Here is an 18080-nt window from a genome sequence, read left to right on the forward strand (position 1 = left end):
GGGCTGGGGGGTGCTGCTGGCGACCGCTTGGGCGATGGTGCCGTCGGCGAGCTTGGCGGCCGAGCCCTGGCCCGCGAGGCCGGTGCGCTTCGTCATGTCGGCGCCTGCGGGCAGCTCCATCGACGTGCTCGGCCGCGTGCTCGGCAGCCGCATGAAGGCGGCATTCGATCAACCCTTCGTGGTGGAGAACCTGCCCGGCGCCGGCGGCACGCTGGCGATGACGGCGGTCGCGCGCGCGGCACCGGACGGCCATACGTTCGGGATCGGCTTCAACGGCCCGCTCGCTTTCGCGCCCTTTCTCTACAGCCGGCTTGCCTACGACCCGCAGAAGGATCTTCGGCCCGTCGTGCTCACGACCGCGCAGCCCAACGTGCTGGCGGTGGCCGCCACGCTGCCCGTGAAGTCGGTGGCCGAGCTGATCGCTTATGCGCGCGCCCGGCCGGGCCAGCTCAACTACGCCTCGGTGGGCAGCGGCAGCTCGTCGCACCTGACCATGGCGCTCATGCGCGCGATGAGTGGGCTCGATATCGTGCACGTGCCGTACAACGGTTCTCCTCCCGCCCTCAATGCCCTCGCGAGCGGCGATGCGCACATGATCTTCGCGGTGCCGACCGCGATCGGCCCGCTGGCGCAGGCGGGAAAGGTGCGCATGCTCGCGGTCACGAGCGCGCGCCGCTGGCCGCTCCTGCCGCAGTTGCCCACGATCGCCGAATCCGGCCTGGCCGGGTTCGACTCGACGGCGTGGAACGGCGTGGTGGCGCCGGACGGCACGGTTGCCGACATCGTGCAGCGGCTCAACCGGGCGATGAACGCCGCGCTGCGTGATCCCGGCGTGAAAGCGCGGCTGAATGCCGCGGGGCTCGATCCCGTGGGCGGGAGCCCCGAAGCGTTCGGCGCGCTGATCCGCGCGGAAGCCGACAAATGGGGGCCGATCATCCGCCGCACCGGCGCCAGGGTCGATTAGCCGCAAGCACGCGCCGTAAAGAAAATGGCCCGCGTGCCGCAATGAGCGCTTCGGGAAATTTCGTCGCAGGCCGGCGAACGTCTATCATGGCTGCGGACGTGAGGCATGAAGGGAAGGTGGCGAGCATGACGGCAAGGCGTTCGGCAATCCGTGGCGTCGTACTTGTAGTGGCGGGTCTCGCCTCCGGATGGGCGGCCGCCGACTTCGAACTGACGGGCCCGGACGGGCGGCGCATCCTGCTCAAAGACGACAAGACCTGGCGCTATGTCGAGCCGGATGCGGCCGCGGATTCCAAACCGGTTGCCGGCAAGGACGGCGCCGGCAGCAAGGAGGTCGCCTCGGACCCGAAGGACACCGCGGCGGACAAGAAGAACGTCGGCGAGGCGCTTCTCTACCTGGACGGAAAGATCGACGGCAACCGGACGTGCCGGCTGCAGCTGCGCATGGTGAACAACCTCCACTTCGAGATCCGCAGTCTCGTGCCCGAGTTCTCGATTCTGCGTGCCAACGGCGTGGTCTACGATTCGAAGTTCTCCGGCTTCTCCTTCATCAAGCCGGGCGACAGCCAGAAGCGCGAGGTGCGCTTCAACGGTATCGATTGCGACGACATCGCCCGGGTGAAGGTTGGCGGCGGCGATCGCTGCGAGATGGGCGACCTGGACAAGTTCTCCAACGTCAAGGGCGCCTGCCTGTCGCACGTTCGCGTCGAGCCGAGCAGCGTGATCCGGTTCGACAAGTGATGCGCAGGAAGCAACGAAAGAAAAGTCGGCTCGCCTTGCCGGTTCGGTTGCGCGCCTGCTAGCCTTTATTCGACAAGGTCGATCTTCCGAGCGAGCGCGGATCGCGCGGGCGCCATGCGCCGGTGTCGACCGCGGTGAGGAAATCGAGCAGCGCGCGGTTGAAGAAATCCGGCTCTTCCAAGTTCACCGCGTGGCCGGTCGCGGGCACTACGAGCAGATTGGCGCTCATGCATACGCGCTTGATGAAGATTCCGGGCTCGAGGCAGTTGTCGTCCTCGTCGCCGGAGACCACCAGCAGCGGCAGCTTGCAGGTGCGCAATCCCTTCTCCAGCTCGTAGACGGTCGGGCGCTTCGCCTGCACGCCGCGCAGCGTATGGGCCGAGCCGCGCGCGGAGTGCGCTTCGAACTGCGCCGCGAACTCGGCGAATCCACGCGGGTCGCGCGTCAAGTACTGGACGCGCGACGGGCCTACCTTGTAATCCTGCACCGCCTTCGGCATCCCGAGCTGGTCGAAGCGCCGCGCCTGCGCCTCCGTATCGCCGAGGAACTGATCACGCTTGTCCGGATCGGAGCCGAAGCCCGCGCCGATGGCTGTCGCCGAAAATGCCCGCCGCGCGTAACGCAGCGCGAAGTGAATCGCCGCATAGCCGCCCATGGAGCAGCCGACGATGTGCGCCTTGCGGATCTCGAGTGCGTCGAGCACACCGACAATGTCGTCGACATGGATGGCTTGAGAGTACTTCGAAGCCGATGCCGGCACATCGGAAGGCGGATAGCCGCGCGCGTTGAAGACGATGCAGCGATAGCGGCGTGCGAAGAACCGCAATTGCGGCTCCCAGCTGCGGAGGTCGCCGGCGAACTCGTGTACGAACACCACCGGCGTGCCCGTGCCGGCCTCCTCGTAGTAAAGCCGCACACCGTCGACGCGGACATAAGGCATTGCACTGCTCCTTCAACGCGGAATCAGGGGAGAACCGGGAAGCTCGGCGGGGTCCAGCGCCTCGTCGGGAACGCTCGCGCGCACGAGCGCACCGATATCGGCCAGCGCCCGCGCGTTCCAGGCGAGCGCCAGCAGGCGCTCCGCCTGATCGGTGGCGAGCAGTTCGGCCGCCAGGCTGCGGAACTTGTCCGACAGCTCGCCGTCGCTGAGCGGTCGCGCCGGATGGCCGCGCGCACAGCGCACGCTGTGCTCGACGACGCGCCCGTCGAGCAGGCGCAGCAGGATGCGCGCGCCCTCGGGGGGCAACCGGTCGTCGCCGCGCAGCTCGATGCGTGATCGCATCTCCGCCACGCGGGTGGCTGCGATGCGCCGCCCGCCAAACTGTTCCAGCCCCGCGGCGCCGTCGATGAGCGTAACCGCGACCGCGTGCTGGAGCGAGCGGCGCGCCTGGGCGGCGTTCGTGGGTGCTTGCGTGCGCGCGCGCGCAAGCACCGAGGGATGGGCATGCAGCTCGATTTGCGTGATATGGCGCGCGAGCGGGCGGTGCCGGGTGCGAACGTTGAGGCTCGCTTCGATGGCGGCGTGCAGCGTGCTGTCGCAGGGATATGGCTTGTAAGCGATGCGAGCCAGGTGCCACTCTTCGCCGAGCCCGTGCAGCAACATCTCACTGCTCGCGAGCTGCTCGAGCAGCGCGAAAAAGCCCTGCCCGCCTGCGAGTGGCAGGATCCGGTTGGCCGTATCGCGCTGCGCCAGCAATGCGGCCGTCAGTCCGCTGCGCGCTGCTGCCGCGAGCTGGACACGGTCATCCACGCGGTACCCATCGTCGCCGAACTGGGCGAAAAGGCCCGCCGCGGAGTCGGCAGCATCGATCGCACCCATATCGCATGCTGCGATGCCGATCGCATGGGTGAGCCGGGCGGCGTCCAGCCCGAGCAGCTTGCCGCAGGCGGTCGCTGCGCCGATGCGAGCGCAGGCGAGGTGCGCGCGTGAATTGCCCGTGAAGCTCGCAGCGTTCAGAGCTTGCGCGAGGCGGCAAATGATCTCCGCGCCGAGGACATAGGCGTGAACCATGTCGGCGCCGGAAGCCGCGCGCGCCTCCGCCAACGGCAGCAGCGCGGCGACGACCGGCACACTCACCGCAGCGCCGCTCGGCGCATGGGTGGCGCCGAAATCGAGCGCTTCCGAAGCAATCGCCGAGCGCAGCACGGCTGACGCGAGGTCGCTGCGGCTGCCTCTCCCGGGCAATGTCGCCTCGCTGTCGTCGAGCGTGAACTTGGGCGCGTCGTTGACGGCATCGAGGGCGGGATCCAGGCATCCGCCGAGGCAGCAGCCCAGCCAGTCGACCAGGGCGCGCACGGCCTCGTCCCGCACCGGCTCGGCGATGCGATCGAGCCGCGATTCGGCAACGAAGTGGGCGACGGTTGATGTTATGTTCATCGGGGCCGTGGTGGGGACGGATGCTGCACCTCGGAAGCGAAGGTGCTGCCGGGTAGTGCTTCGACAGTACGGGCGCTTCGATTGTCCCTGCGCGCCGGGGTATGCGTCAACGAGTGTTGCTAGAATCGAAGTGCCCCCCGCGCGGCGAGCCGCGCCGCTTCATGGGGCGAGCCGCGTCGCCTTATGGGGCGAGCCGCGCCGCCTCGTGTGGCGCACCGCATGGCTTCATGTCGGCCGCATCGCCCCGAGCGGCAAAGTTGGCGCCCGCCGATCGAGGAGAGACGAATGCGTGCCTACGACTTTCGCGCAGCGAACTATCCGGTGCGGCTCTACAGCGGCCAGGATGCGGCCGCCAACATCAAGACCGAGGTGGCGCGCAACCGCGGCCAGCGCGCTTTCATCCTGTGCGGGCGCACGCTGGCGCGCAAGACCGCGCTCATCGAGCGCATGCGTGAGCGCCTGGGCGAGCTATGCGCCGGCGTTTACGACGAAATGGAGAAGGATTCGCCGCTCGGACCGATCCTCGCTGCGCGCGATGCCGCGCGCGCGCAAGAAGCCGATGCGGTGATCGCGGTCGGCGGCGGCAGCGTGATCCAGGCGGCGCGCGTGGTCGCGATCCTGCTGGCCGAGAAAGGCGATCCGCACGAGCTTTGCACCCAGTATCCGGAAGGCCGGCCCGCGCAAAGCGTCAAGCTGCTGCAGCCGAAGGTGCCGATCATCAATGTGTGCACCACGGCGACCTCGGCCATGAACCGGGCCGGCTCGGGCGTGAAGGACCCGGAGGCCGATCACAGGCTCGAGTTCTTCGACCCGAAGACGCGGCCGAAGGCGGTGTACTGGGATGCCGAGGCGTTACTCACCGCGCCGGTGTCGCTCGCGCGCTCGTCCTCGCTGTCGGTCTATTGGCGCTCGCTCATGAATCTCGGCGCCCTGGACATGAATCCGCTGGTCGAGGGCGATCGCCTGCAGGCATTTCGCCTCGCAGCACGGGCCTTGCCGCGCGTCGTCGATCCCGAGGACGCGGGCCCGCGCATCGAGATGTGCGCCGCCGCCTTCCTCCACAACCGCGATCAGGACGACGGCGGCAACATCGTCGAGCGCCACTGGGTGATGCGCGTCGTATATGCGTTCGCCACGGCGCTCTTCAACCGCTATCCGCATATCGGCCAGGGCGAAGCGAACGCTGCCCTCACTCCGCATGTCCTGCGCAAGCTCGGCTATCGCAACCCGCGCGAGATGGTCCGTATCGCCGAAGCGCTCGAAGCCTTCCCCGCCGGCGCGGCCGAGACCGATGCCCCGGCGCGCGCGGCCGATGCGCTTGCCCGCCAGTTTGCCGATCTGTGCATGCCGGCGCGATTGCGCGAGCTGCAGGTGCCCGAGGACGGCCTGGAGGCAATCGTCGCCGACTCGATGAAGAACTTCAACGCCGATCCCAAGCGGGAGTTCCTGCAGCACCGCGACGAGCTGGCGGAAACGCTGCGCGCCTGCTGGTAAGTCGCGATCGGTTCAGGCGACGGCCCGCGAGCACCGTCTCGCCGCCGCTGAGCGCCATGATTCGTTCCGAGGGTTAGCGCACGATGGAGAAGCCGATGCGGAACTGCGACTTGTGGCGCACATTGTAGTCGAGCAGGGTTTCGCCGTAGCCGTTGAAATACTGGAAGTGCACGTAGCCGCCCGCGTTGGCGAAGAACGGCTGCCGGATGGGATACGAGGCATCGACTTGGACTGAGCGGTGATCGCTGCTGCCCTTGCGCAGCGTGGTCGCGAACAGCCAGCCGTCGCGCTTGCCGTAGCGCAGATTGAGATCCACGTTGCCGCGGTAGTTCTGGATGTCCGGATTGTCGTCTTTCTCCAGGTAAGCATAGATCTTCGGCGAGACGCTGAAGTAGTGCTCGTCGTCTATGAACCAGCGCCACGTCGGCCGGACGTATGCGATGTTGATCGAGCGCGAGCGCTCGCCGTCGCGGCCGTTGGATTCGTGCTCGAAACCGGTCTCGAGCCCCATCAGGAAACGGCCTCCGCCGGAAGCGATCACCTGAGGGTTGTAGTAGAACAATGCCGGTCGGTAGCTGGTATCGCGAAACGGCGCCGAGTTGCTGCCGATGTCCCACAGCGAGGTCTGGGTGAAGCCGAAATGGATGCCACCGATCCCCGGCAGGATGCGGGCGAGCGCGCCGCGTTCGTCGAGGAGGCGATACTTGAAGCTCAGCTGGAAGCGGGCCGTGTCGTCGCCGCGGCCGCCGAACAGGAAGTACATTGGCTCGTACGGGCTCAACGCGGGCTCGGGGATCGTATCGACGCGCAGGATCGGATCCGGTTCGCGGAATTGCGCCTGTGCCGGGGCCGCGCCGGCCGCGTCGACCGCGACGTGCAGACGCGCCAGCGGCAGGCGTTCGAGCGCGATCTGCACGGCCCCGCGCAGGTTTTCCGGGATGCGCACCTGGTAGCGCTGCTTGCGGAACGCGCCCGGTGCGATCGGGGCGCCCAGGTCGGCCGGCGGATCGACGGCTTCCAGGGTGATCGTCGCCGCGTTGTCGGGGCTGCGCGCATCGGCGGGCAGCTTTTGCGGCAGGCCCTCGGGGATGGGTCCCGACGTATCGTTGACCACATAGACAATGACGTCGAGCAGGTGCCCCGCCTGCACGCGCTCGGAGCCCGGCTGCAGCAGCCACTCGGCGCGGGCGCCGAAACTCCACACGGAGAGCGCGGCGGCACACACGACGACCCCGATTTCTTTCCAAGGCTTCATTCTCGGCTCCACTGATCGGCAGCGCCCGCCTGCGCGGCAGCGCAATAATCGTGACCGCGCGGCGAGCGAATTAGTTCGGCCGCTGCCCGCGAGCAGCAGCCGATCCGTTAGACTTGTCGTTCATCCCCGACCGGCGGGAATGTGTTTGAGTGCAGGAATGTGATGAAGCTCACGAGCGATTCGTACGAGGTGGCCGACGCGTTCGAGGCGAACGAGCTCTACCAGCGCAGCGGCTGGACCGACGGGCTGCCGATCGTTCCGCCCACCGAAGGCGGCGTGATGCGCTTCCTGGATGCCGCCGGTCTATCGGCCGAAGACGTTGTCGGCGTCGAGCCCGTGCGCCGGCGGCGCATCACGGCCGAGAAACTCGCCATCGCGGCGCTCATGGCCGGATGCCTGCCCGAATACATGCCGGTCATCGTCGCAGCCGTGAAGGCCATGTGCGAGCCGCAATTCGGTTTGCATGGCAGCACGGCCAGCACGGGCGGGAGCGCGCCTCTCATCGTCGTGAACGGGCCGATCCGCACCGAGCTCGGCATGAACGCGACCCACAACGCCCTCGCCAACGCAGCCCGCGCCAACGCGACCATAGGCCGCAGCATCCGGCTGTTCCTGCTGAACGTCCTCGGTGGTATCCCGGGTCAGCTGGACCGCTCGACGCTCGGCCACCCCGGCAAGTTCACCCTCTGCGTTGCCGAAGACGAGGAGGACAGCCCGTGGACGCCGCTCGCGCAGGAGCGCGGGGTGCCGGCCGGGCAGTCCGCCGTGACGGTGATGTCGGTCGAGTCGCCGCACCAGATCATGAACGAGTGGACGCACGACCCGACCGACGTGCTCGATACCTATGCGGCCGCCATTCGCGCCAACATGCTGACGTACTCGATCTGGGAAGGGAACTACGCGATGGTCGTGCCGAAGCAGCATCGCCAGATCTTCAGCGACGCGGGCTGGGACAAGCGCCGGATTCGCGAATATATCTACGAGACGGCACACGTGCAGCGTCGCGAGTGGCGCACGGTGGGAAAGAGCGCGATCGCCGGGCTCAAGGACGAAGAGCGCACCTATCGCGCGCTGCGCTCACCGGACGACCTTCTGGTGGTCGCGGCCGGCGGCCCGGCCGGCGCATTCGGCGCGATCCTGCCGCCGTGGTACGGCAAGAAATCGCTCGCCGTGACGGCGTCGATCGTTACTGGACAAGGAGACACCCGATGACCCTGCGCGTACTGGATCCCCGTCAATCGGCCGAGGGCGAAGCCTTGCGGCTCGCGCCGGCGCTGCCGTCGCTGCGCGACGCCGTAGTAGGGCTGCTCGACAACGCCAAGATCGGCACGGCACGCTTGTACGACCATGTCGAAGCCATTCTGCGCTCCGAGCATGGCGTGCGCGAGTTCATCCGCCGGCGCAAGTCCGATGCGACGCGCCCGGCGCCGAACGAGATCATCGCGCAGTTGAGTGGCGCCGATGCCCTGATCTCCGGCATCGGCGATTGAGGCAGCTGCTCGTCGTGCAGTTTGCACGACGCCATCGCCGCCGAGCGGCTCGGCATCCCGGCGGCCGCCGTAATGACCGATCGGTTCGTGCGAAGCGCCCAGGTCGTGGCGCAGGTGAACGGCCTGCCGGAGTATCCGTTCGCGGTGATCGGACACCCTGTCGCCAACGATGACGACGACGCGCTGCGGCTGAAGGCCGTCGAGGCCGTGCGCCAGATCGTGCCGATCCTGACACAACGGCGGGCAGACAGACTCTAGGCGCTCTTCTCGACGACGAGCGCTTGGCAAGGAGTGGTTTTGGTTTTCCCCTCCTCTCACGAGGAGGGGTGCCCGCGCAGCGGGCGGGGTGGTGTGGTTGTCGATCGCACGAGACCACCCCGTCCGCGACATTGTCGCGTCCCGCCCCTGCCAAGCAAGCTACTTGGCCAACCCCAGATCCACGAGCACCGACTTCATCGCCTCGTATTCCTTCCTGAGGTCTTCCTGCATGCGCTGACCAGTCGCGAAGTCTTCCGACCAGAAGTTGCGCTCCAGATCCTTCTTGAACTCCGGCGCGGCGACGACCTGCTTCAGCGCATTTTCCCAAAATGCCACCTGCTCCGCCGGCATTCCCTTCGGTCCCATGATGCTGCGCCAGCCGCCGAAGACGAGCGGCACGCCGAGCTCCTTCCAGGTCGGCACATCGGCGAGCACGCCCGGCATGCGCTGGTCGGCGCAGATCGCCAGCACGCGCATCTTGCCGTTGGCCACGTGCGTGGCCGCGTTACCCGAGGCGGTGGTGACGAGGTCGACGTGGCCGCCGAGCACCGCGGTGATCGCCTCGGCCGAGCCCTTGAAGGCAATTGCTCGCATGACGCGCACGTCCGCTCCGATGGCCTTCATCAGAAGTCCCGCCGCGATGTGATTGTGGCTGCCGAGCGCCGTGGCGAAACCGGCGCTCACCGACTTCGGATCCTTTTTCAGGCGCTCGCTCAGCTCCTTGCCCGACTTGATCGCGGATTCGGCATTGACGCCGAACGCGATGTAGTCGTTCAGCAGCGAGGCGACCGGCGTGAAGTGGTATAGGTGAGCTTGCTGCGCCCGATGATGTGATTGGTGAGAATGGTGGGCGTGCCGATCATGAGGTAATGACCGTCGCCTGCATGCTGCACGAGGTAGTTCATCGTGAGCGCGTTGCCGCCGCCCGGTTTGTTGACGATCGTGATCGACGTGGGCACGAGGCGTTTTTCGTTCAGGATGCGCTCCACCGTACGCGCGGTCTTGTCGTTGCTGCCGCCCGGGGCGGACGGCACGACGATTTCGACCGGCTTGGTCGGCTGCCAGCCTTGCGCAGCGAGCGGGCCTCCGAGCGCTGCCATGGAGGTGGCCAACAGGGCGCCGATCCAGTGTCGGCGGGCGGGTTGGTGCGGATGATGCGGCATGATGCGTACTACCTCCTCGTTGAGACGGCGCTTGCGCGCTGTCGATCGAAAATAGGCCACGGGCGCTCGGCGCCTGCGTGGGCCGCGGCAGTGCAGAGAAGTCCCTGTCGCCGTACAGCACGGCGGCGCAGAAAGTACCAGGGTGGTTGTGGGCTATTCTAGCCCGGATGGTTCACCGCTTCGTTCGCATCGTGACGCGCGTGACTTGCGGCTGGCATACCGTTCGGCAACGGTAACGACAATGATCAGCGCCGTTGGAAGATACGGCTGCGTCCCTGGGCATCGAAGGCGAGCACGTCATAGCGCTGCGGCGTGGGCGACTCCATCCCAGGCGAGCCGAGCGGCATCCCGGGCACGGCGAGTCCGATGACGTCGGCCGGACGTTGCGCCAACAGGCGGCGTACATCCTCCGCCGGTACATGGCCCTCGATTGCGTAGCCCGCCACGGTAGCCGTGTGACACGAGCCCAGCGCTTCGGGTACCCGGTGCTTGCGCTTCACCGCACCGAGATCGGTGACATCATGGGTCGTCACCCGAAAACCGTTGCGGCGCATATGCTCGGCCCAGGCGCCGCAGCAGCCGCAGTTCGGATCCTTGTATACGTTCACTTCGGGTAGCGCGGCTTGCGCGGAGCAAGCCCATGCGGGTAACAGTGTCGCCACGGCGATCGCGACCATCATTCGGCGTCTGTAGGGAATCATCGATGAGTACCTTCAAGCCAAATTGAAATTATCGCAGTACAACGCGGCGGCTTCTTGACGAACAGCAACTCGCCGCAGAGCGCATAGGTAATTGAAGCGCCGCCCAATGCCGGATAGCGATCTGCCTACGTCCACCCCGTCGACAAGAACGCCTTCCGCTCGACCGAGTTGAGCACCTGCGCGCAAGATTCCCACTCTACCTTCTCCACCCGGTGGTAGCGAAGCTTGAACGGATGTTGCCGCGGCACAGCGTCGATTGTCTTCTGTGCCCGGGCCATGTCGCCGAGAGCGACGTTAACCCAGACGTCTTCGAGAACGTCGGGGATCTGGCCGAAGAGTGCGGAGATGTCCTTGAGCCGCTGCGAGAGGAGCGCATGCACGCGATCCTCGACCGAGCCGGCATAGCGCATGTTGTAGATCTCCACACTGTCGCGGATCTGGCCGATGCGCTGAATGCGGCCTTTGCGCTGTTCGAGCCGCGAGGGATTCCACGGCAAATCGAAATTCACCAATGTACCGAGGCGCTGGAGGTTCAGTCCTTCCGAGGCAGCGTCGGTGCCGAGGATGAGCCGCAGGCGACCCTTGCGCACTTGCGCCTTGAGCTCTTCGCGTGTTTCCCGCGCGAATACGCCTTTGCGCATGATGCCCGAGCGGCTGGCGCCCGCGTATACGCCAATGTCCTCGTCGGGCAGTTCCCTGGTGAGCTGGTTCGCCAGCCACCAGATCGAGTCGAAGTACTGGCTGAATACGATGCATCCCGACTCGAGCCAGCGCCGGTCGACGAGAAGGTCGCGGACGATGTGGTATTTCGGATCCCGCTCGCGGTTCGCTTCCAGCGAGCGCATGAAGCGTTGCAGCTCGGCGCGTTCGTCCGGCGTCAGGGTCTTCATCTGGCCGACGAGGTCGTTCTCTTCCTCGTCGTCATCCTCCTCGATATCGACCCAATTCTGCAGGATTCTTTCCGCGGTCAGGCGGCCCGCCTCCATGCTGCTGCCGACCCGGCGCAACAGCAGCGTCCGGAAGAAGCCGCTCTTCGTGCGTGTCCCGAGCAAACGACAGAATTCGTTGGCGTGGACATAAGCGTCCTGCAGGAAAGGCGGCAGCTTGATCGCTTCGTCGTCGCCCTCGCCATGGAGGTTGACCTTGACCGGCTTGAGGTAGGGTTCGCCGCTCTCCGGATCCACCTCGCTCTCCAGATAGCTGCGGGTACGCAGTACGATGTGTCGAATAATCGGGTTCGAGCCTTCCAGGAAGCGCGGAAATATCCTGCCGATCCGGGCGCGGTCCGGCGCCGGCAAGTTTTGGAAGGCACCGCCGGGCGCGACGGCGTCCGTGTCAGACAAACGTAGCGATTGGCGCAGGATCCGGTAATCAACGCCCTCGGTAGCAGGTGGGAAGGGATTGCGCAGCCACTCCCACTGCACCAACTCCTCGACCGGCGGCGGCACTTCGCCCATTACCAATTCCAGCGCTTGTCTGGGCCTGCGCCAGGGCGCACCGTAGGCACCGAGGACGGCATCGCTGCCGCAGGCGAGGGCATCGAGCAGATCCCAAGCCTCGATCGGATGAAGCTGCACCGGCGTTGCCGTGGCCAGCAGCAGGCTGCGCGTGTGCGGCGATATTTCGCGCACGAATGCGAGCAGATTGTTTGGCTGGGCGGCGTCGTACTCCTGGCCGGACGCGAGGTTCTTGCGTCGTGCGCGGTGGGCTTCGTCCACGATCACGCAGTCGAAGTCCATGTGTGCCGGGTAGTCGGTCACCTCCGAGCGGCGAGTGACGAGGCCGGTGGATACGATTCCGATACGTCGCGGACACTTGCGGATTGATTCCGGCCCGGCGCTCGGGTGCTCGATGCCTGCTTCATCGACCCATTGTCTCCCGTCCCAGACCGCGGCCGGCAGGTCGAGCAGGTTGGCGAGCTCGTCTTGCCACTGCCAGACGAGCGGCTTGGGCGCGAGCACCAGGATCGGTTTGTCGCCGGTCAGCGCGATCAGCTCCGCGGTGATAGCCAACTGCAGGGTCTTCCCCAGACCGACTTGATCGGCCAGGACGAAGCGGGCACCGAAGGGCCCACGATGGGCGTCGAAGGCGAGCTTGACGAAATGCTTCTGATGCGCCCACAGGCCGACGTGCTCGCGGTAGACCGGGCTTTCGATCACCGCCGCGGCAGGCTCGGGGGCCTCGCGCCATTTCTCGATGGAATGGACCACTTCCCGGCGCGCGAGCCGCCCGACATCCTCGACCACGAATTCCGCCAACGGCACCGCGAAGAGCGAGCCCCACAGCGCGTCGAACTCTTCCTGCACCCACGCGACGGCGTCAGGTGAGTCGTCCTCCCATACCAGCTCGTAATTGAGCTTCCAGGCAGAGAAGGTTTCGTTCGCCGAACCCATGAACGCGGTCTTGCCACCGTTGGCGAGCGTGATGACGCCGGCTTTGCCATGGATCAATCCGAACCGTTCGTCCGGCAGCACGCGGACTTCCAGCCGGCGGCTTGCCAGGAACCGGTATAGCCGTGCGAACCGATGTTTGGCGCCCTCACCGAGGTTTTCTGGATGAGATCCGCACCACTCCTGCCGCAACGCCGCCTGAGCCGCTTTCGCCGTCACGACATCCTGGGCATCGAGGCCGGAGTTGCAGATCAACCGGATCGGCCCTTGCGCCGACTCCAACGCTTCGCCGGCGACCTCCAGTATCGAGGAAGAAAAGTAGCCGGCGATCCGGTCATATGAGCGCGCGCCGGCGAGGCGCGGCGCGAGAAAGCTCGCGTCGAGCGGCTGCCGGCGCGAAGAGAAGCGATTCAAGGCGCGCGCGAGTGCGGCACGATCAATCCCGCTCGTGCGTCGCGATCCGACTTATACCGCGGCGGGAAACCGGCGCACATCGACCTGCGTGCCCGCTGCCGCCATCGCCTCGGCCGAGCGCAGCAAGGCATCCGAGACGGACGCGTCGACGTAGTCTTCCCCACAGTTCGGACACACCTGCGCTGGGACGTCCTTGAAGACCAGCGTCGCACCGTCGCGCTCCAGCGTCACTGTGGTCACGCCCGCGCGGGTTTCTGCCTGCTTGCACACGATGCACATCATGGCCGCTTGCTCCGGAAGTCCGCTTCCCACAGCGCAGGATCGGGTTCGTACACGGTGATGACGATCGTCTCGTCGTCGCTTGGATTATAGGCCGCGACTACATGCAAGGGCCTGCCCTTGCTCCAGCCGAGCATGAGCCGGCTCGCATAGGGCGTATCGTTTGGGTAGTCCGCGATGGTTTCGCCCGAGCCAAGTACGTCGCGCGCGTCGTCGACGGAAACGCTGCGCTCGAACATGCGCCGCAAGGCGTGGGCGCGGAAGGTGAGCCTCATACGTGGTCGTTCTCGACCGAGCCGGCCAGCCGCCGCGCGGCCTCGGCATCCTGTTCCCAGTGTGGGATAGGCAAGCCGGCGAGGAAGCGCAGGATGGCGCAGATGGCCTCACGGCTGTCCCAGTAGCTCGGCTTGACCTCGTCGCGTAGCCAGCGCAAGCCTTCGCGCGCTTCGTCGGAATCGCAGACGCGGTAGACGGCGAACAGGACGTTGCGTACGAGCGAGCCCGCGAACCCGGCGCCGCCCAACTCCCGGCGCACGAACTCGGAAGCCGTTTTCAAGCGCGTGCGGTTCGCCTGGCCGGAGGCGAGCAAGGGTTGATACTCGCGCACGCCGAAGCCGCGCGCGAACTCCTGGTACACGCCGCTCCTGAACTCGCCATGCCGTTCCACGTCCAGGCCCTTCAGGTAGAACTTCTCTTCGGCGGTGAGTCGCTTCCACAGATGTGCAGGGAAGCCCTTGGGGATGAGGTAATTGCTCGCGGTGCGCACCGCATCCTCGATGATCGGCTGGATCGGGGACCTCTCGCCGCCGCGGCGCGGTCGGGCGAGCTCCTTGGCAACGTCGAGATCCTGGATGCTGCGATAGCGGGTCAGTACTCGCAGCGCCGCGGCGTAGGCGGCGAGCTGGTAGTCGCTGTCGGAGAAGTTCGGGTCGCGTTCGTCTTCCAGCGCCAGCATATCGCGCAGTTGCACCTCGACCTCGGACTCGACCTGGTGCGCGATCTCGTCGAGGAACGCCACTTCGTCGGACGTCTGCTTGCGCAACACCATGAGCACGGTGCCTTGGACGTAGTTGCCTTCCTTCAGCGCGGATTCGGTTTCTGTGGCGATGGTCCACGCGGACGTGACCCGCAAGCCTGCTGCCCAGAGTATCAATGCGAGATCGGCCCAGACGCCAGCGTCCTGATGGGTGAACATCACGACCAACGAGCCCTGGGGCTGCATGTGCTCAGCCAGATTTCTGTAGCACTCCACCATGGCTTCGCGAAACGCCGATGCGTCACCACGAATCGCTAGGGCGCGTCTACTATCGGATGGCCAGTCGGGGAACAGTCGCGCCAGGTGCCGTTCCTGCCAGGCAAGAAAATACTCGGAAAGCTCGTGGTAGTTGATCGCGTCTGCATATGGCGGGTCTGTGATCCAGCAGTCCGCATCAAACGGCACCGCTCTCGCGTCCGCAGCTGATGTTTCCCCCGTCCGCGGCAGCTGAGTGCATGCCAGATCAAGAACGTAGGCCTCGGCGAGTCCAGTAAGCCCTCGACCGGCATACGTTGCCAAGGTGTTCAATGCCTGGTTACTGAATGTCTGTTCGGATTTGTCGCCAACGGTACGGGGATGCCAACGACAAAGACGTGAGTTGTAGTGAGTTGTAGTCAGCAGAGCGAGACAATCCAAACATCGCCGCTGCGGCTTCAATGGGCTGATCGTAGAACCGAGCAACATTTTTCCCCATTAATCCGAGGGCGAGGAGCTGGCGCGGGGTAAACAACTGGTGCCAATGCGTCCAACCTCGCTCCCGCATTAAGCGTGTCGTTTCGTCGCCGGGCTCGATCCGCCGACTCGGCAAAAACCCCTGCACCTGCCAGTCGAAAAAACGTTCGCGAAGCAAGTCCAGCACTCGTTGCTCGCGTACGAGATCGGCTTCGGTCGGGGCGATGTAATAGCGCTCCTGCTGGGGCTTGCCGTCGGCATCGACCCAGGTATGGATATAACGAATGCAGTACAAGCGTTCCTGGAACATGTCGTCCGGGCGCGGCACGAGGTCGTCGTTCTCCCATAACCTGAGCCCGTATTTGGCGTCTTCGCCCCCGCGCCGATCGCCGCGGATCGCCGCGATCGGGGTCGAGCTCGTGCAGTGTGGGCAGTGCAGGCGCGCATCCTTGGTCGTGCCGGCGCGCCTGGCGGCATCGAGCTCCGCCTTGGATACGCCCTGATGGATCTCGATGGCAAAACGCTCATGCTGCGCATTCGGCACCAGCGTGGCGATCGTGTACTTCTTTTCACCAATCACCCAGGAAGGCGCCATCGGCACCATCCAGCCACACTCGGGGCAGCGGGTTTCGGTGCAATAGAGATAGGCATCCGCCCGATCGCCGGCTTCGTTGTGCTCGATCCCCCATTCCGTGATCTGCCGGTCGACGGCAGCATAGACTTCCGCCTGCGCCTTGCGCACGCGCTCGGCAATGTCCGGCCCGCCGCCGATGATGTTGAGCGCGCCCCAGGTGAGCAGCGCGGCGACCGGATTGAGATCCGAGCCATAGGCATCGCAGCCCAGGCGCGCCGCCTCGAACGGCACGCTGCCGCCGCCGCAGAAGGCGTCCCCAACGCGCGGGACATGGCCGAAGCGGCGTTCGCCGAGCTCGCGCACCAGGTCCGGCAGCGATCTGCCACGGGTGCCGAGATGCGCGTTGATCGCCTGCCAGGCCTGTTCCGAAGGCCCGTCGATATGCTCGGGGCGATCGCACCATTCGAGCTTCTCGTCGTAGCTCATGCGCGAGAAGGCGAGTTGCTGCACGACTTCGCGCGCCTCGCGCGCTTTGCCCTTCTTGTACTTCGGCGCGGCCGGATCGCAGCCGGCCTGGAACCACTCGGCGCGCTCCTCGGGCTTAAGGCGCGCGTAGACCTCACGCAATGGGATCGACTTGCTCTTACGCCGCCACAGCCCTTCCGGGTCCATCGTCATGAGCTGCAGGAAGACTTCCCGATCCTTCTTCGGATCGTCGGTCGCTGGTAACAACAGCCCGAGGATGATGGCGCGCACCAGCACCAGGGGCTTGCGGCCCCACCACTTACCTAAGCCGGTGAGCGTCTGGCTCTGCTTTCCCGAGCGCTCCTTGTAGCTTTCTTTCGAAAGCTTTGAAACCGGGAATTGCGCTTCGATGAAGCTGCGTGCTTCGGACGACGGCGCGGTCATGAGCGGACGGTTTTACGGGTCCGCCGCGTGGCCTTTGGCACGGTGAGCGATGGCATGTCGTCGCGGTCGGATTCCGCGAGCAGCCGGAAAACATGTGGTGGCGGCTCGTGATGCGCATGACCGACCGGGTTCTCGGTCAGGGCGAACCGCACCGCCTTGCGCCAACCCTTGCCGCGCCCGTGCACGGCGTGCCCGGTCGCAGCGTTGGTCATCGTGTAAAGCCACCACCGCTCTTCCGGCGCGAGCCCGGCCCAGTTGCGCATGGCCGTCGGGATCAGAACGGGGTCGGCGTCTTCGACTGCCCAGGCGAGCAGCACCAGCTCCTTGCCGAGCAGGCGCGACAGTGGGTTGCCGCCAGTCTTCCATATGCCCGCGGATAAGCCCTGGCGCTTGAGCCGCCGGTTGAACTCGACCCGCACCTCGTCGGCGATCGCGTTCCACTTGCCCCGGTCGAGGCTCACGCGCAGCTTGCCGTCATCCACGCCATCGGCGAAGGTGATGGTTCCGCTGCCGGACGCCGCGTCCCAGCGGTAGTGCTCAGAAATGAGAACCTCCTGTCGATTGCCGGCCGGGATCGTTACCAGGAAATGATGGGTGGATTCGTCGGGGTTGAAGCCGAAGCCCACAGGTGCCTCTTGCGTCACCGGCCGGGTCGAACGCGAGGCGGGCATCTAACTTTCGCTCCAGGGATCGAAGCAGCGCGCGCCGCAGCGCGCGAAGTCGGCTGTGTTGCGCGTCACCACGGTCAGATCGTGCGCCATGCCGGTCGCGGCGATCAAGGCGTCGATGACCGGCAGGGGGGTGCCTCGAATCTCGGCTGCACCCGAGACCGCGCCCCAACGGGTTGCAACGGTTTCGTCCACCGGCAGGATGCGGCCCTGAAATCGCTCGGGAAGGTCCCGACGGATCCAGCTTTCGAGCCGTGCGCGCCGCGCCGACGCGGGCAGCTTGGCTATACCTTTCTCCAGCTCGCCCAGGGTAATCGCGCTCAGGAACAAGGTCTCCTCTTCACACGAATCGACCCAGGCGACGACCTGCGCAGCGGGTTCGGGCCTGACGAGCTCGGAGATCACGCAGGTGTCCAGCAACCAGCTCACAGCAAGACCGCACGGCCGCTGTCCCGGCTGCGCTCGAGATCGAGTGCGACGTCGGCGAGGGGGGAGTTGCGCAGGAACTGCACCAGGCTGCCGCGTGGGCGGCGGGACAGCCGTTTGTAGTCCTTCGCAGCGAGCACGACCACGGCATCGGTGCCTCGCAGGGTGATCACCTGCGGACCTTCTTCCTGAGCCTTGCGTACGACTTCGGACAGCTGGTTCTTCGCTTCCTGCAGTTGCCAGCGAGTCATTGCGGCTTCCTGTTCATCT

General features: G+C 66.0%; 17 protein-coding genes and 1 pseudogene. 6 read left to right on the plus strand and 12 right to left on the minus strand.

What is annotated here, in order from left to right; genetic code table 11:
• Positions 1-34: 34 nt before the first annotated feature.
• Entirely contained in the window at positions 35-964 is a 930-nt protein-coding gene (locus GEV05_02040; protein MPZ42185.1) for a tripartite tricarboxylate transporter substrate binding protein, read from the plus strand.
• 125 nt (positions 965-1089) lie between these two features.
• Positions 1090-1704 (plus strand): hypothetical protein, encoded by a 615-nt coding sequence (locus tag GEV05_02045; protein MPZ42186.1) that lies wholly within the window; start codon positions 1090-1092, stop codon positions 1702-1704.
• 58 nt (positions 1705-1762) lie between these two features.
• Here GEV05_02045 and GEV05_02050 read toward each other — a convergent pair whose 3' ends face one another.
• Positions 1763-2644 (minus strand): alpha/beta fold hydrolase, encoded by an 882-nt coding sequence (locus GEV05_02050; GenBank protein ID MPZ42187.1) that lies wholly within the window; start codon positions 2642-2644, stop codon positions 1763-1765.
• Between the two features lie 12 nt (positions 2645-2656).
• The gene (locus GEV05_02055; GenBank protein MPZ42188.1) at positions 2657-4081 is read right to left on the minus strand and encodes a hypothetical protein; all 1425 of its coding nucleotides are present in this window, start codon (positions 4079-4081) and stop codon (positions 2657-2659) included.
• Positions 4082-4264: 183 nt separating this feature from the next.
• On the opposite strand from GEV05_02055, the gene GEV05_02060 reads away from it, so the two are divergent.
• A complete protein-coding gene (locus tag GEV05_02060) occupies positions 4265-5575 on the plus strand; it encodes an iron-containing alcohol dehydrogenase (GenBank protein ID MPZ42189.1) in 1311 nt (436 codons plus the stop codon).
• Positions 5576-5648: 73 nt separating this feature from the next.
• Here the strand turns inward: GEV05_02060 and GEV05_02065 are convergent, their stop codons facing one another.
• Positions 5649-6830: a hypothetical protein gene (locus GEV05_02065; GenBank protein ID MPZ42190.1), complete on the minus strand. Its 1182-nt coding sequence runs from the start codon at positions 6828-6830 to the stop codon at positions 5649-5651.
• 162 nt (positions 6831-6992) lie between these two features.
• Here GEV05_02065 and GEV05_02070 point away from each other — a divergent pair, with 162 nt between their 5' ends.
• Genes GEV05_02070 through GEV05_02080 form a run of 3 tightly spaced genes read left to right on the plus strand, consistent with a single transcriptional unit; the run spans position 6993 to position 8578 of the window.
• The gene (locus GEV05_02070) at positions 6993-8042 is read left to right on the plus strand and encodes a hypothetical protein (protein MPZ42191.1); all 1050 of its coding nucleotides are present in this window, start codon (positions 6993-6995) and stop codon (positions 8040-8042) included.
• Positions 8039-8320: a hypothetical protein gene (locus GEV05_02075; protein MPZ42192.1), complete on the plus strand. Its 282-nt coding sequence runs from the start codon at positions 8039-8041 to the stop codon at positions 8318-8320. Before GEV05_02070 ends, GEV05_02075 begins: the two co-directional genes overlap by 4 nt.
• Positions 8321-8341: 21 nt before the next feature.
• Entirely contained in the window at positions 8342-8578 is a 237-nt protein-coding gene (locus tag GEV05_02080; GenBank protein ID MPZ42193.1) for a hypothetical protein, read from the plus strand.
• Positions 8579-8737: 159 nt separating this feature from the next.
• Here GEV05_02080 and GEV05_02085 read toward each other — a convergent pair whose 3' ends face one another.
• From GEV05_02085 to GEV05_02125, 9 genes and pseudogenes are all read right to left on the minus strand, one after another.
• Entirely contained in the window at positions 8738-9910 is a 1173-nt protein-coding gene (locus GEV05_02085; GenBank protein ID MPZ42194.1) for a hypothetical protein, read from the minus strand.
• A 76-nt stretch (positions 9911-9986) separates the two neighbouring features.
• Positions 9987-10442 (minus strand): DUF411 domain-containing protein, encoded by a 456-nt coding sequence (locus tag GEV05_02090; protein MPZ42195.1) that lies wholly within the window; start codon positions 10440-10442, stop codon positions 9987-9989.
• A 125-nt stretch (positions 10443-10567) separates the two neighbouring features.
• Entirely contained in the window at positions 10568-13246 is a 2679-nt protein-coding gene (locus tag GEV05_02095; GenBank protein ID MPZ42196.1) for a helicase SNF2, read from the minus strand.
• Between the two features lie 51 nt (positions 13247-13297).
• Positions 13298-13528: a YgiT-type zinc finger protein gene (locus GEV05_02100; GenBank protein ID MPZ42197.1), complete on the minus strand. Its 231-nt coding sequence runs from the start codon at positions 13526-13528 to the stop codon at positions 13298-13300.
• Entirely contained in the window at positions 13525-13800 is a 276-nt protein-coding gene (locus GEV05_02105) for a DUF4258 domain-containing protein (GenBank protein MPZ42198.1), read from the minus strand. Before GEV05_02105 ends, GEV05_02100 begins: the two co-directional genes overlap by 4 nt.
• Positions 13797-16716 (minus strand): annotated as a pseudogene (locus GEV05_02110) (DUF1156 domain-containing protein). The gene GEV05_02105 and the pseudogene GEV05_02110 overlap by 4 nt, the downstream one beginning before the upstream one ends.
• The gene (locus GEV05_02115) at positions 16713-17387 is read right to left on the minus strand and encodes a DUF3780 domain-containing protein (protein ID MPZ42199.1); all 675 of its coding nucleotides are present in this window, start codon (positions 17385-17387) and stop codon (positions 16713-16715) included. Before GEV05_02115 ends, GEV05_02110 begins: the two are co-directional and overlap by 4 nt.
• Positions 17388-17813, minus strand: a complete 426-nt coding sequence (locus tag GEV05_02120; protein ID MPZ42200.1) for a PIN domain-containing protein — start codon at positions 17811-17813, stop codon at positions 17388-17390.
• The gene (locus GEV05_02125) at positions 17810-18061 is read right to left on the minus strand and encodes a type II toxin-antitoxin system prevent-host-death family antitoxin (protein MPZ42201.1); all 252 of its coding nucleotides are present in this window, start codon (positions 18059-18061) and stop codon (positions 17810-17812) included. The genes GEV05_02120 and GEV05_02125 overlap by 4 nt, the downstream gene beginning before the upstream one ends.
• Positions 18062-18080 lie beyond the last annotated feature (19 nt).

It is taken from the genome of Betaproteobacteria bacterium (assembly GCA_009377585.1).
In the GTDB taxonomy this organism is placed as follows: domain Bacteria; phylum Pseudomonadota; class Gammaproteobacteria; order Burkholderiales; family WYBJ01; genus WYBJ01.